The 13881-nt window shown below is 42.2% G+C and carries 14 protein-coding genes, 1 riboswitch and 2 other annotated features; of the genes, 6 read left to right on the forward strand and 8 right to left on the reverse strand.

The genetic code is table 11. The annotated features are described in order from the left end of the window. Positions 1-72 precede the first annotated feature (72 nt). From EG2_RS01660 to EG2_RS01690, 7 genes are all read right to left on the reverse strand, one after another. Positions 73-906 carry a MetQ/NlpA family ABC transporter substrate-binding protein gene (locus tag EG2_RS01660; RefSeq protein ID WP_060813226.1) on the reverse strand — a complete coding sequence of 278 codons (834 nt, stop codon included), beginning with the start codon at positions 904-906 and terminating at the stop codon, positions 73-75. A gap of 52 nt (positions 907-958) precedes the next feature. Continuing rightward, positions 959-1639: a methionine ABC transporter permease gene (locus EG2_RS01665; RefSeq protein ID WP_003128135.1), complete on the reverse strand. Its 681-nt coding sequence runs from the start codon at positions 1637-1639 to the stop codon at positions 959-961. After that, positions 1640-2716, reverse strand: a complete 1077-nt coding sequence (locus EG2_RS01670; protein WP_060813227.1) for a methionine ABC transporter ATP-binding protein — start codon at positions 2714-2716, stop codon at positions 1640-1642. A 164-nt stretch (positions 2717-2880) separates the two neighbouring features. Further along, positions 2881-3119, reverse strand: a binding site (T-box leader). A gap of 75 nt (positions 3120-3194) precedes the next feature. Beyond that, positions 3195-3443: a binding site (T-box leader), on the reverse strand. Positions 3444-3462: 19 nt separating this feature from the next. Then, complete coding sequence (locus tag EG2_RS01675) at positions 3463-4017, reverse strand: isochorismatase family protein (RefSeq protein WP_060813228.1); 555 nt, start codon at positions 4015-4017, stop codon at positions 3463-3465. A gap of 11 nt (positions 4018-4028) precedes the next feature. Further along, positions 4029-4547 (reverse strand): transcription repressor NadR, encoded by a 519-nt coding sequence (locus EG2_RS01680; RefSeq protein ID WP_060813229.1) that lies wholly within the window; start codon positions 4545-4547, stop codon positions 4029-4031. Further along, positions 4547-5440, reverse strand: a complete 894-nt coding sequence (locus tag EG2_RS01685; RefSeq protein ID WP_060813230.1) for a chorismate mutase — start codon at positions 5438-5440, stop codon at positions 4547-4549. Before EG2_RS01685 ends, EG2_RS01680 begins: the two co-directional genes overlap by 1 nt. Positions 5441-5467: 27 nt before the next feature. Beyond that, a complete protein-coding gene (locus tag EG2_RS01690) occupies positions 5468-6166 on the reverse strand; it encodes an NAD-dependent protein deacylase (RefSeq protein ID WP_003128130.1) in 699 nt (232 codons plus the stop codon). Positions 6167-6388: 222 nt separating this feature from the next. On the opposite strand from EG2_RS01690, the gene EG2_RS01695 reads away from it, so the two are divergent. From EG2_RS01695 to EG2_RS01720, 6 genes are all read left to right on the forward strand, one after another. Then, complete coding sequence (locus EG2_RS01695; RefSeq protein WP_003128127.1) at positions 6389-6691, forward strand: hypothetical protein; 303 nt, start codon at positions 6389-6391, stop codon at positions 6689-6691. A gap of 136 nt (positions 6692-6827) precedes the next feature. Continuing rightward, a riboswitch (Lysine riboswitch) is annotated at positions 6828-7000 on the forward strand. A 109-nt stretch (positions 7001-7109) separates the two neighbouring features. After that, positions 7110-8696: an ABC transporter permease subunit gene (locus tag EG2_RS01700; RefSeq protein ID WP_060813231.1), complete on the forward strand. Its 1587-nt coding sequence runs from the start codon at positions 7110-7112 to the stop codon at positions 8694-8696. A gap of 12 nt (positions 8697-8708) precedes the next feature. Further along, positions 8709-9443, forward strand: coding sequence for an amino acid ABC transporter ATP-binding protein (locus tag EG2_RS01705; protein ID WP_003128125.1), 735 nt, complete (start codon positions 8709-8711; stop codon positions 9441-9443). 218 nt (positions 9444-9661) lie between these two features. Continuing rightward, complete coding sequence (gene brnQ / locus EG2_RS01710; RefSeq protein ID WP_003128124.1) at positions 9662-11023, forward strand: branched-chain amino acid transport system II carrier protein; 1362 nt, start codon at positions 9662-9664, stop codon at positions 11021-11023. Between the two features lie 108 nt (positions 11024-11131). Further along, positions 11132-12637: a helix-turn-helix domain-containing protein gene (locus tag EG2_RS01715; protein ID WP_060813232.1), complete on the forward strand. Its 1506-nt coding sequence runs from the start codon at positions 11132-11134 to the stop codon at positions 12635-12637. A 366-nt stretch (positions 12638-13003) separates the two neighbouring features. Beyond that, the gene (locus tag EG2_RS01720) at positions 13004-13366 is read left to right on the forward strand and encodes an iron chaperone (protein ID WP_060813233.1); all 363 of its coding nucleotides are present in this window, start codon (positions 13004-13006) and stop codon (positions 13364-13366) included. A gap of 133 nt (positions 13367-13499) precedes the next feature. Here EG2_RS01720 and EG2_RS01725 read toward each other — a convergent pair whose 3' ends face one another. Next, positions 13500-13862 (reverse strand): hypothetical protein, encoded by a 363-nt coding sequence (locus tag EG2_RS01725; RefSeq protein ID WP_005470095.1) that lies wholly within the window; start codon positions 13860-13862, stop codon positions 13500-13502. Positions 13863-13881 lie beyond the last annotated feature (19 nt).

Consider the following 13881-nt stretch of genomic DNA (forward strand, 5'->3'; position numbering starts at 1 on the left):
AAATAAGTATGAATAGTCAGTGGTCTCACAGCTCCTGCCTCAGAAAGGTAGGCATTCTTGCTATACTCTTCTTTACTTCGCGCCAAATGTCTCCCAGGCTGGAACGCTAGAACCTTTCGATGTTTCTTCGATAACTTTCTTTGTTTCGTCCGTTTGATAAGCAGCAACAACTTTTTGATACACTTCGTTTTCTTGATCTTCTTTACGCGCAGCAATGATGTTCACGTATGGGCGAGCCGTTTCATCTACAGGCTCTAAGAAGATCGCATCTTCTGTCGGAACAAAGCCAGCATCCACAGCCATTCCGCTATTGATTACTGAAATATCAACATCTGATAATGCGCGGGCAGTTTGGGCAGCATCTAACTCAGAGATTTTCAACTTTTGATTGTTTTCAGTGATATCCGAAACGGTCGGCGTCTGGCCTGCTGCTTCATCAACTTTGATCAAGCCAGCGCTTTGTAGTAACAACAACGCACGGCCGCCATTGGTGACGTCATTTGGAATTGCTACTGTCGCGCCTTCTTTCAATTCCTTGATATCTTTCACCTTGTCTGAATAAATCCCTAGCGGCGCATTGACTGTATTGCCGATAGAAACAAGATCCGTTCCAAACTCTTTATTGTAATTGTCTAAAAAGAACTGGTGTTGAAAAGAATTTATATCGATAGAACCATCTGCCAACGCCGCATTCGGTTGATTATAATCAGAAAATTGAACATATTCTAAGTTGATACCTTCATCTTTCAAACGATCTTTGACATCATCCCAAACATCCGTGTCGGCACCGATCACTCCAAGTTTGACGGTTACTTCTTTCTCTTTTGTTCCAGCATTGCTATTGCTGCACCCAGTAATAAATAATAATGCCGCACCTACCACGATTGCTTTAAGTAATTTTTTCATTTTCTTCCTCCAATAGTTTCTACTTAATTTTATTTGTTTTTTTTTGCCCTTTTTAGTGGCTGACTTTTTTAACCAACAGATTGCTGACAAATTGACTAAAAAAGACCAAAATTAAAATGATCAGTGTCGCCATGATGGTGACGTCGTTTTGGAAACGATTATAGCCGCGGGTGATCGCCAAGTTCCCTAAACCGCCAGCACCAACTGCACCAGCCATTGCGGTCAGTCCAATCACATTGATGATCGTTAAAGCAGAGACGCGAATGATCCCAGCCAACCCTTCGGGTAAATAGACCCGCACAATAATTCCCAATGGACTGGTTCCCATTGCTTCTGCCGCTTCAATAACCCCAGGATCAACTTCTAATAGGGCAATTTCGATTTGACGAGCAAAGAAAGGAATGATCCCTGCAATCAATGGAACCAAAGCAGCTGTTTCCCCAATCGTTGTTCCTACGATCAAACGAGTCGTCGTTCCTAACAAAGCCAATAGGATAATAAAAGGAATGGAACGTACGATGTTGATGATTTTATCCAAAAGTTCAAATAATCCGCGGCTTTCCAAAATACCTCCTGGTCGGGTCACGACAAGAACAATGCCCAAAATGATTCCTAAAATCCCTGCAATCAGTGCTGTCCAAAAGGTCATGTATAATGTTTGGATCGTTGCTTCTACAAATTCATCAGAGATAGCAACGACATTGGGAAAATACCGTTCAAAAAAAGTGCTCATCTAAAATCCTCCTTCAATCACGTTATTCAATGGTTCCGCGTGATTTTGCTTAATGATATTCGTGTAAACACCTTGATCCGCGAGAAAATCTAATGCTCGTTTACGCTGCCCATATTCCCCTGATAAACTAACGATCAAACTACCGATGGGAACATCTTGCAGAATCTCTACGTTTCCGTAGAGGATATTCGTCGTTACTTGATAACGACTAAACAATTGTGCGATCAATGGTTCATTGGTCTGATCCCCAACATAAGACAGTTCCACCAGCCATTCGTTGGCAGCCAATGAGGAGAATTTCGCACTGCCGAGAATCGTTTCCAGCGCTTGATCAATATGAGTAGCAGTCCGAATAAAGTCTTTTGTCAGCGGTTTTGCCGGCTGGCTAAAAATTTGAACACTCTTTCCTTGTTCAATGATCTCGCCATTTTCCATTACAGCGACTTTATTACAGATTTCTTTCACCACTTGCATCTCATGAGTGATAATGACGATCGTCAACCCTAATTTACGATTGAGTTTTTTCAATAATGCAAGTATCTGTAATGTTGTCTTAGGATCAAGTGCGCTAGTCGCCTCATCGCAGAGCAAGATCTCTGGGTCGTTGGCTAATGCTCGTGCGATGGCGACTCGCTGCTTTTGTCCCCCTGAAAGTTGACTAGGAAACGACCTTGCCTTTTCTTCCAGTCCAACCAAGGACAGCAATTCTGTCACTTTTTGACGACGTTCCTGTTTGGAGATTCCTGCATATTTCAAGGAAAAATCCACGTTGTCAAAGACATTCCGGCTATCCATCAAATTGAAATGCTGAAAGATCATTCCGATCGTTTTCCTTTTTTCTCTTAATGCTTTAGCCGGTAATGCGGTCAATTCAGTCTGATTGACTACGACACTCCCTGACGTTGGACGCTGCAATAAATTGATTACGCGTACCAGGGTACTTTTACCCGCGCCGGAGTAGCCGACGATCCCATAAACATCGCCTTTATCTACTTCTAGTGACACATTTTTGACCGCTTGGACCGTTTCCTTGTTTGGTTGTGTGAATGTCACCGATACATCCTTTAATGAAATCATTTTTTTCCTCCTTATTATCGCCGATTGATTAACTAGTTGATTTTTGGGGTGATCAACTACGCTCCCTCCGGTCGCCTAGTACTGTTCATCATCTGCTCGGGTCTTTGACCAATCGCAGTGATTCACAGCAAAAAGGCGTCCTCAAGCAAGCCAGTTATGGCTTGCTTGAGGACGCCTTTTTGCGTGTTACCACCTCAGTTTAAGCTATATTCACATATAGCTCCTCTTCGAGTACGATCATACTCTAGCAAGATAACGGATGCTGCCGTCGCCGCCTTGCATCATTGCTCGGGACGAATCACTCCTTGGCCATTTTCCAAAATTCGTTTCCTGCTTCTTTTCAGCTACCGAAGCTCTCTGTTTAGGAACATTCCTTTTGTACTTACCAATTCATCGTGTTGACTCTATTTTTTTATGCCGCTTTTTGTTTTCAAAGATCGATGAAAACAAAAAAAGTCCTTTTACCAGCATCTGCTGATAAAAGGACGATCACTCGTGTTACCACCTTTTGTTCAGAAGGTTTCCCTTCCCTCAACCCAACGTCTATCAAGAAAATTCCATCAAGAGATTGGTGCTCCTTTTAACGGTAGAGCAGATTCCGTGATTGCCTACTTATCGACAATCAATCCTCCAAGGCCATTTTTCAACGTTTCAGACTTAACTCTTTCCACCAACCAGAGTCTCTCTTTAAAGTATCTACGATTACTTTCCTTATCAACGGATAGTTATTCTTGTTGAAATATACTTTACCGGAAAAAGGATACCTTGTCAATCAGAAAACTATTTTTTTCAGAATTTTTTGGCAATGCTAGAATCTGGGCATAGCGATCTTGCCAGATCCGCTCATACCAATGAATGATTTCAGCAGCTGACCAGCCTTCGGATGCATAAGTAGTCGTTGCTTGCTGATACAACACATTCTGATACCCTAATCCATGGGCAAATTTGATCGTGCCATCCATACAAAATTCAGTCTGCGCACCGATCCATTCGATGCTGCGAACATGGTGCTTTGTCAACAAGGACTGTAAGGAGGTATTGAAAAAGCTATTCGCATGAGTCTTGCGCAAAAACAAGTCGGTTGCTTGCACAGCCAAATCTGGATGTAAGAGCCATTCATCTGTTTGGTAGCCGAGTTCTTCTTCCTCATGCTGCACAAATAAAACGGGGCGTTGTGCATGACGGTAAGTTTGGATCCGCTGGTTGGCAAACAACAGCAGCGAATCGAGATGATCCAGTTTGGTGCCATTGTTTGAACACACACCTTTTTGTAAATCAACGATGATCAGAATATCTTGCATCCACTTCTCCTTTAGTTTTGGTATAAGATTCCTTTATCAGCCAACAATTGCTTTGCTTGCTCTAACTCTGCTGCTTCTTGGTAGCGTAACGTATGGAGATGGATCCCATTGGTCAAATCAGAAAGCAGGCGGGCTTGTGAATGCTGGTATTTCCGCATAAAGTCTGCGACATCTTGTTCCGTTTTGATCCGCAGATTCCCTGTTAATTCCCCATAAATCTCATGTTCAACGATCACATCAATCACTTCGATTCCGCAAGAGACAAATGTCAACAATTCTTCTTCTGTTTGTTCCGGACGGTGTTGCACAGCAAGTTTGCTGACATGACCTGTCTCACTTGCAGCTTCTAAGCGGTAACCGCGAGCGGTAGCCACGATAGCCTCTCCTGCTGCTCGCAACAAGGCAATGTCCCCAACGATGATTTGGCGGCTGACACCTAACTCTCCCGCTAATTTACTAGCACTGATCGGTTTCTCGGCGGCCTGCAACTGCTTGATGATTGCTTCCCGTCGTGTTGCTCCATCCATCATTATCCCTCCAATTGATTCTTTTGATAAGTGCGAGAATGTTCCATGATCGACTCAAAGGTTGCGACAATCGTTTCTTCGAAGGCTTTATTGGAAACGGACTGGCGAACATTGTTCAAAACAGCTTCTTCCCGAGATTCATCCAGAACTGCTGTCTGTTCCTGTTTTTTCCATTGGACGATTTCACTGACTGCTGTCATGCGTTTTTCTAATAATTCTGTCAGTTCTCGATCAATCGCATCGATCGTCTCCCGTTGATGATCGATAGCAGCAACGACTTCTGTCGTGCTTTTAGTGGCGGGAGCGACATCTTTTGCGATCTCTTCGATGGTTTCACCAGATTCAATGGTTTTGATGATCCGAGCTGGATTTCCAGCGATCACCACGTTATCAGGGAAGGATTTAGTCACGACACTTCCCGCACCAACGACCACGTTATCGCCTAAACGAACACCTGGAAGGATAACTGCACCACCACCGATCCAAGCATTGTCGCCAACTGTAATTGGTGCGCCATACTCAAGGCCACTATTACGCTTGACTGGATGCAATGGATGAGAAGCTGTAAAGAGACGAACATTTGGTGCTAGCATACAGTTATCACCAAAGGTAATGGGACAAACATCTAAAAAGATACAATCATAATTGGCATAGAAATTTTTTCCAACTGAAATATTATAGCCGTAATCAAAGCGGACATTCGGTTCGATATAGATACGGCCAGCCACTTGACCAAATGTCTCTTTTAGCAGTTGTTCTTTGATCATCGGTTCGGATTCCCGATTGATCAAGTGCATTTGTTCTCTGGCAAATTTGCGATCGGCAACTAATTCTGGATCTGGTGAAAAATACAATTCACCAGCAATCATTTTTTCTTTTTCTGTACGTTCTGTCATAATGTGCCTCCATACTCCTTTTCAATTTTAGTGTGAGAGTTTTGCAAAAACTGTTTCCCCACTTGCTAAAACTTGAGGAGTCGTATTTTGTTCAAGCATTGTTTGGTTGATGATCAAGCAATTCTGGCTATTTTGATACTGCAACAAACCAGCAAAAGGATAGACTTGTAATGAGGTGCCTACCACGACCACTAGCTGTGCATTGGCAACAGCGTTGATAGCTGCAGTAATTGTTTCTTCGCTGAAACCTTCTTCATACAAGACGATCGCTGGACGAATCTGTCCACCGCAATCGGCATGATGCCAGTCTGTCAAATAGGTTTGCCAAGGAACTTCTGCACCGCATTGACGGCAGTAACAGCGGTAAAGGGTCCCGTGGAAATCAATACGCTGCTGACTCCCCGCCTGTTGATGGAGGCCATCAATGTTTTGCGAGACTACCCAAACGTTCCGTTCTTGAGCGAACTCTGCCATCGTCTGATGGATCACATTGGGCTTTGCTTCAGGATGGTAGAGATGTTTGACAAATTGATAAAATTTATCCGGCTCTCTGACCATACAAGTATGACTCAACAGATATTCTGGCGCTTCAATGCCATGATAAATCCCTTTCAAAGAGCGGTAATCCGGAATACCGGAAGGGGTTGAAACGCCCGCTCCTGTCAAAAAAGTGATAGACTCGGCAGCTTGAATCTTTTCGACAGCTGTTTCAATCGATACTAACATTTTGCTGAACTCCTTCCGTGATTGTTCTACTTTTTAATAGTATACCTAATTTCCCCATTTTTTATAACCATCATCCGCGATTTTTCACAAACCTTCCCTTGAAAAAGCCTCAACAGGAAGGAAATCTTCACTTGGAATTTTCAGCTCATTTCATTGATTCTTTCATGACATTCTACAAAAAACGTGGTAAACTATTCACGAATCAAAGTGAGGTGAAATACATTGGTAGCATCTATTATTTATTGGGCAATGATCATCATCAGTTTCGGCTGGTTGGCAGTTAGCTTATACTTCTCTATTTTCTATTTATCTCGTAAAGAAAATGGAAATCTATGGGCGTTTGCTTTCTTAAATGTCATCACAGCAATCATTCAAGCACTCGTTCTATTGGTTTATCGTACATTAGGTCAAGACTGGGGCGTTACACAATACTCAAGTCTCATTTATTTAGCTCTAGGCTTATTACTAGGTCTGACAGTTATTCAAGCTGTCTTAGGCCGCGAACCAAAAGCCAAAGTTGCTTAAAGTATCCGAAAGTAAAGAAAAGCAGTTCCCTTTTCCAAAGAAAAGAGACTGCTTTTTTTGTTGAAAAGAATTGACAAATCCACCTTTTTCTTCTACACTCGATTAAGTATCATAATCAAATACGAGTATCCTTTAACATTTAGGTAGAGGTCGCGAGGTTCATTAATCCTGCTGAGTGAAGCAACACGTCAAAAGCAGAGCTAGGGAACATCGCCGAAACAAAATGATTCTTGCTTGAATTATTTTGTTGGGACGCAAGTGAACAACTTGCGTACTGTCTTAGCTTGGCTAAGTTGCGCTATGTTTTGTGAAAGGTTTGTCGACGAAATTGTCAACAGCCGTTTTCCAATCATGGAGTACGGCTGTTTTTTTGTTACCTTTGCCTGTCTGTAGTGCCACTCGTGAAAGGAAAGAGAAAATGAAGAAAATGAATTGGTTTTGGGCATTTTTCGCCCTCTGTTTCACACTTGTCAATGTATCGATGACTGCTCATGCAGATGATCAAACTCCAGCTGATCAGTTTCGAGTGGGGATGGAAGCGGGTTATGCCCCTTTCAACTGGACCCAAACCACCGATGCCCATGGAGCGGTACCTATTTCTGGCGAGAAAGGGTCTGCCTATGCTGGCGGTTATGACGTTCAAATCGCGAAGAAAATCGCTGATGGTCTTGGCAAAGAATTAGTGATCGTCAAAACACAATGGGATGGCCTGGCACCTGCATTACAATCAGGGACCATTGATGCGGTAATCGCTGGGATGTCCCCTACAGCCGAACGACGGGAACAAATCGATTTTACCGATCCTTACTACGAATCGAACTTAGTCGTTGTCGTTCAAAAAGATGGTAAATTCGCAAATGCGAAAAGTTTAGCTGATTTGACAGGTGCAAAAATCACCGCCCAATTAAATACATTCCATTACACAGTGATCGATCAAATTCCAGAAGTACAAAAAGAACAAGCCATGAAAGATTTTTCTTCCATGCGCGTCGCGTTGGCTTCAGGCATCATTGACGGGTACGTCAGCGAACGTCCTGAAGGCGTCACTGCTACAGGGGCAAATCCTGATCTGAAGATGATCGAATTTGCCGAAGGTCAAGGTTTTGAAACCAACCCAGAGGATGTCCAAGTTGCCGTTGGTATGCGCAAAGGTGACCCCGATGTCCAAAAGGTCAACGAGATTCTAGCGACGATCCCTCAAAGTGAACGCACGAAACTCATGGATGCGGCTATCGAAGAGCAGCCTGCGGACACCAGCGGAGATTCAGCGAATCAAGGTCTGCTGGCCGATTTCAAAAAAATCATCGATGACTATGGTTCTCTATTTTTACGAGGGGCAGGATTGACGCTTTTCATTGCGATCGTTTCTACTGTCGTCGGATTATTGATTGGTCTATTAGTCGGTGTCTTTCGGACGCTGCCAGCTGCTGAAAATCCTGTAAGTCGCTTTTTCCAAAAATTGATCAATGCATTATTGACGATCTATATTGAAGTTTTCCGTGGCACACCAATGATGGTACAAGCTATGGTCATTTTTTATGGGACTGCTCTAGCATTTGGTGTTTCCATGAATCGTACGATTGCGGCATTATTGATCGTTTCTATCAATACAGGAGCCTATATGTCTGAAATCGTCCGTGGCGGGATCTTTGCAGTGGATGATGGCCAATTTGAAGCAGCACAAGCAATTGGAATGACTCACTGGCAAACGATGTTCAAAGTTGTCTTGCCACAAGTTATGCGAAATATCTTACCAGCAACAGGTAACGAAATCATCATCAATATCAAAGATACTGCCGTATTGAGCGTAATCAGTGTCGCCGATCTTTTCTTCCAAGGAACATCGGCTGCCGGAACAAATTATCAATACTTCCAAACATTTGCGATCATCGGTGCAATCTATCTCGTTTTGACAATCTCTGCGACTCAAATTTTACGTTTTGTTGAACACAAAATGGATGGTCCTAGTTCTTATGTCAAACTAGAAGATATCAACCCAGAATAAGGAGGAAGACAGATGTCAGCAATTATCGAAATCGATCATTTAAAGAAAAGTTTTGGCGACAATGTCGTTTTGAAAGACATTAGTCTTTCGGTCAATAAAGGTGAAGTCGTAACGATTATCGGCTCCTCCGGTTCAGGGAAATCCACACTGCTTCGGTGTATCAATCTTTTAGAAAAGCCAACCAGTGGAAAAATCATTTATATGGGCGAAAATGTCCTAGAAAAAGGATACAGCTTACCAAACTATCGGACTCATTTAGGGATGGTGTTCCAGTCCTTCAACCTTTTTAATAACATGGATGTTCTGGAAAATTGTGTCACGGGCCAAGTCACTGTTCTAAAAAGAAATCGCGCCGAAGCAGAAAAAATTGCTCGGGAGAATTTGGAAAAAGTCGGCATGAGCCGCTACGTCAAAGCAAAACCGGCTCAATTATCTGGTGGACAAAAGCAACGGGTAGCCATTGCCCGGGCATTGTCAATGGATCCTGATGTGATGTTATTCGATGAACCAACTTCAGCTCTTGATCCAGAGATGGTCGGAGAAGTTTTGAAAACGATGAATGCGTTAGCTCATACTGGGCTGACTATGGTCATCGTGACCCATGAGATGGGCTTTGCTAAAGAAGTCTCTGACCGAGTGATCTTCATGGACAAAGGTGTGATCGCTGAAGAAGGCACACCAGAAGAAATCTTTATCCATCCAAAAGAACAGCGGACGAAAGAATTTCTATCGCGGGTACTTAATTGATCCTGTGCTGAACTAGGGTACAAGTTGCAGACAAAATGATTTAGACGAACAGTCAGTGCCTTCCTGTCTTACAAGAGGGCATTGCTCGTCCTTACCGAATCATCTTCTTGTCGCTTGTTCCCTGGTTTCTTTTTTTGACCTGGATCAACTAAGAGTTGCTATTTGATCATTTTTTTGTTATTTTTTTTAAAACTAGAGAACTATAGGAGTAAGTTGATATGAAGAAAAAGTTACGTATTCAAGACTATTTGTATGTTGGTTCTATGTTGTTTGGTCTATTTTTTGGTGCGGGAAATTTGATTTTCCCAGTGCATATGGGACAAGAAGCTGGTAGTAATGTAGCCCTTGCCAATTTAGGTTTCTTAGTGACCGGAATTGGGTTACCATTCTTAGGCGTTATCGCATTTGGTCTTTCCCAAAGTACGGGTGTCTTCGAATTAGCTTCACGGATCAACCGCCGTTATGCCATTATTTTCACTGTGTTGCTTTATTTAGTGATTGGTCCTTTTTTTGCACTCCCTCGGTTAGCCACAACTTCCTTTGAGATTGGACTTGTACCCTTTGTTTCCCAAGATCTTCAAGCACCCTTGTTGGCCGTATTTTCACTATTATTCTTTGGGGCTGCATGGTGGTTCTCACGCAAGCCTAGTAAGATATTGGATTATGTAGGAAAATTCTTGAATCCCCTCTTTTTGGTATTGCTTGGCTTACTTTTAGTCTTTGCTTTTACGCAGCCAATGGGTACAATCCAAGAGGCACCTGTTTCTCCGCTTTACCAAGAACACGCCTTCTTCACCGGCTTCACAAATGGGTACAATACGTTGGATGCACTAGCCTCATTAGCCTTTGGCATCATTATTGTGACTGCGATCCGTAACATGGGTATCACGAAACCTTCCGAAATCGCGAAAGATACGATTCTTTCTGGCTCTATCAGTATCTTTCTGATGGGGATCATCTACACATTGCTTTCCTACATGGGAGCGATGAGCCTAGGAAAATTTGCGATCAGTGCCAATGGTGGGATCGCTTTAGCACAAGTAGCCAACCATTACTTAGGCCGCTCTGGAAGTCTGCTCTTAGCATTGATCGTCATTTTAGCTTGTTTGAAAACTGCGATCGGATTGATCACCGCATTTGCCGAAACCTTTGCAGAATTGTTTCCTGCAAGAAGCTACTTGTTTTTCAGTGCTGTTGCCAGCATTCTACCGGCGATCTTTGCAAATATTGGTCTGACGAAAATCATTGAGTTTTCAACTCCTGTTCTGATGTTTGTCTATCCGCTGGCCATTACATTGATTTTGTTGGCGATCATTAGTCCATTGTTCCAGCATCGTGCCAGTGTGTACCGTATGACCACTTATTTCACTCTGGTGGCAGCCGTTATTGACGGATTAAATGCTTGCCCGGCATTGATTAGAGACACTGCTGTCGTTCAGCAGTTATTGAAATTTGCAGAGCAATACTTGCCGTTCTTCAAAATCGGCATGGGTTGGCTGGCACCTGCAATCATCGGTTTCATCATAGGTCTCGTTTGGGCTTGGTGCAAAAAAGAACCGAAATCCGTCAAAAATCATTAATTCATTAAAAATGACCTACCATTTTTGAAAGGTAGGCCATTTTTTTTGATAAAAGACTGACAGTTGAAACAAAAACAGGTACAATAGACCCATTAAAGGAGGATATTTATGTTTTACGAAGAACTTATGATGGATCCGCAAACGTTGATCAAATTTAAATTATTCCGGCGCATGCTTACTTTACAAAATCCAAATCATCCAATCGCGCAATTAGCCAAAGAAATGGACTTGAGCTATCAGCAAACATTCATTGAGTTGACTGAGATCGATCAAGATTTACACGAGTTGACCCCGGATCACTTGTCAATACTTGGACGTGGTGGCAAGCTGCAGCCCCAAAATATTGCGGCAACGATTGATGAGTACCGGTTTTATCTTTTGAACAAGAGCGTACCATTCTTATATGTTCTTTATATGCTGAATGAAGAAAATCCTACCATTACGGATTTTTGCAAGAAATATGATGTCAGCCGTTCAACAGTATCCCGAAAATTCGAACATCTAAAAAACCATTTGAAGCAGTTTCAATTGCGTTTTACTTATACAGAATCGAATCTCGTTGGCGACGAGCGCTTAGTGCGTCTTTCCTTATTCAATATCATTTGGTTAGGCGTCCGGGGGATCAAATGGCCTTTTGCCGTTTCTGAGTCTGATGCAGAAGCTTTCGTCGATGAGTTTGCTAGCTATTTTCCTATCTCTCGTTCTTATCTAGGGAAGCTAGAGTTAAAATATTTTGCTGCGTTGGTCCTTTTACGCATTAGAAAAGCGAATTTTGCAAAATACGACCGCCGTTATAATTTTTTGATGAAAAACAATCGCTATTATGATTTCAATCGCTTGCGTACCACGTTGACTGCCGATACTGAATTAACAGAAAAACAGCTTAAAGGAGAATCAAGTTTTATCTATTTGCTCTCCCAAATGCTACCCTTCTACTTGTCTGAGGAAGATCCTTCCTTGCAACAAACATTGACATTCTATACGACTAAACAGAATCCGATCTATCCGTTAGTTTCTGATTTCCTTGCCCAAATGAAACAGACCTATTTTGCTGGACAGCAGGAACTTTTAGATGATCCTATCTTGATTGGTAATCTAATCAATGCGACCTTTGGCAACTACGTCTTTCGACAACCGTTTCCTAATATTTACCGGCTGCTCACCCTTTCCATGGGACATGGTCTGCCACAGGAACAATTGCATCAGCATATCGATCAATTCTTTACCGACTATCGCTCTTCCAATAATGTAGACTATATCAATGACACCAATCAAGAACAGTTAGCAGCGATGTTTACTCACGTCTTGTTACCATTCTATGATAAGATCCGCTACGCCAATCGGCTGCATGTCGGTGTCGTTTTGGAAGACAACTTTTTACTTGTCCAATCCTTGAATCAATTTCTGCAAGACCTGACCTTTGTGCAAGCGGATCCTTATGATCCGCAATTGAAGGAAACCTATGATTTAGTGATTAGTTCCAATCAATTGATGAAAAAAATGAACCCAACGATGGCAACTTATCTATGGGATTATGCAGCTGCTGATGCTCAATACATCGATCTTTATCGTACGTTGAAAAAATACTTCAATGAAAAAAATCAGCACGTGTAACCGAATCGTTATCTTTTCTTAAGAACTTCCGAAAACTTTTGTCACAGAATATTCATATTTAGTTAGTATAGTATAAGCATACCAACAAACAACCCTAACACTTTTTCATTTTTAACTCCTTCCCGCCGGCCACCCACCGGCGGGTAATTTTTTGCCTCTTTTTCTCTAGAAAGCAATCTTTAAAACTTTCCAAGCTTTTCTCCACAAAAAATTCACATTTGCCGACTATAGTATAAGCATACCAACAAACAACCCTAACTAACACTTTTCATTTTTAACTCCTAGCCTGTCAGCCACCCACTGACAGGCTCCTTTTTTTGTAAAATTCCTTTCTGTAGTACAATCAATACAAAAAGGGGGGGCTTTATGACAAACACCATTGAAACAGTTGATCAGTATATTGCTGGCTTTCCGGATCATTCCACTGTATTGCAGGAGGTCCGACATGTAATCAAAACAGTCCTGCCGGATGCCGAAGAGCGGATTCGTTATCAGATGCCAACCTATTTCCAAACAGAGAATATCGTCCACTTTGCCTGTGCAAAAGAGCACATAGGATTTTATCCAACACCCTCTGCCATTCTTGCTTTTGAAAAAGAATTGCAGCCTTATAAGACCAGTAAAGGAACAGTCCGTTTTTCGTTTACAGAACCTATTCCTTATGAGTTGATTGCTCGAATAACCGCTTGGCGTTTGCAAGAAGTTTTAGCGAAAACAACTACCGATTAACTAAAAAAGTGTAACAAAAAAGTCTGTGAGTGTAATAAAACAACGTCCTAAGATCAGCTTGATTGCTTCTTCCGCCTACATGGCTGTTATCTGCTGTCTTGGTCTCTTGTTTTACTTACGTCACAGACTTTTTTTACTTTTCGGGCCGCGTTGCTTTGACCTTTAATGTGCTGACCTTTAAAACGCTGGCTAAAGGGATCATACGAATTTGTTGCCGATCACTTTGCAGTTTCAAAACAACTTGTTCTTTCGCAACCGTTTTTCCAACGATCCAACCGGTAACGGTTTCAAAACTGCCAACCTTCTCGGTTTTCACTTGTAAGACGACCAGATGTTTGTCACTGGCCGCTTTTTGCAAAATTTGCCGAATCTCATTGATCTTTTCAGTTTGATTTTTTTTATCGGCATTGTCACTGAAGAAAGTATCCAACAAGGTTGTCGAAGTCATGACAATCAACTTGCCCAGCTGTCTGATGGGAGATGATTTCTTTTCCATTGGTCTTTCCTTTCTGCTA

Source organism: Enterococcus gallinarum NBRC 100675 (assembly GCF_001544275.1).
Classification (GTDB): Bacteria; Bacillota; Bacilli; order Lactobacillales; family Enterococcaceae; genus Enterococcus_D; species Enterococcus_D gallinarum.

Coding starts and splice junctions, on each gene's coding strand:
- EG2_RS01660 (WP_060813226.1), bottom strand. CDS start 906: ATGAAAAAATTACTTAAAGCAATCGTGGTAGGTGCGGCATTATTATTT.
- EG2_RS01665 (WP_003128135.1), bottom strand. CDS start 1,639: ATGAGCACTTTTTTTGAACGGTATTTTCCCAATGTCGTTGCTATCTCT.
- EG2_RS01670 (WP_060813227.1), bottom strand. CDS start 2,716: ATGATTTCATTAAAGGATGTATCGGTGACATTCACACAACCAAACAAG.
- EG2_RS01675 (WP_060813228.1), bottom strand. CDS start 4,017: ATGCAAGATATTCTGATCATCGTTGATTTACAAAAAGGTGTGTGTTCA.
- EG2_RS01680 (WP_060813229.1), bottom strand. CDS start 4,547: ATGATGGATGGAGCAACACGACGGGAAGCAATCATCAAGCAGTTGCAG.
- EG2_RS01685 (WP_060813230.1), bottom strand. CDS start 5,440: ATGACAGAACGTACAGAAAAAGAAAAAATGATTGCTGGTGAATTGTAT.
- EG2_RS01690 (WP_003128130.1), bottom strand. CDS start 6,166: ATGTTAGTATCGATTGAAACAGCTGTCGAAAAGATTCAAGCTGCCGAG.
- EG2_RS01700 (WP_060813231.1), top strand. CDS start 7,110: ATGAAGAAAATGAATTGGTTTTGGGCATTTTTCGCCCTCTGTTTCACA.
- EG2_RS01705 (WP_003128125.1), top strand. CDS start 8,709: ATGTCAGCAATTATCGAAATCGATCATTTAAAGAAAAGTTTTGGCGAC.
- brnQ (WP_003128124.1), top strand. CDS start 9,662: ATGAAGAAAAAGTTACGTATTCAAGACTATTTGTATGTTGGTTCTATG.
- EG2_RS01715 (WP_060813232.1), top strand. CDS start 11,132: ATGTTTTACGAAGAACTTATGATGGATCCGCAAACGTTGATCAAATTT.
- EG2_RS01720 (WP_060813233.1), top strand. CDS start 13,004: ATGACAAACACCATTGAAACAGTTGATCAGTATATTGCTGGCTTTCCG.
- EG2_RS01725 (WP_005470095.1), bottom strand. CDS start 13,862: ATGGAAAAGAAATCATCTCCCATCAGACAGCTGGGCAAGTTGATTGTC.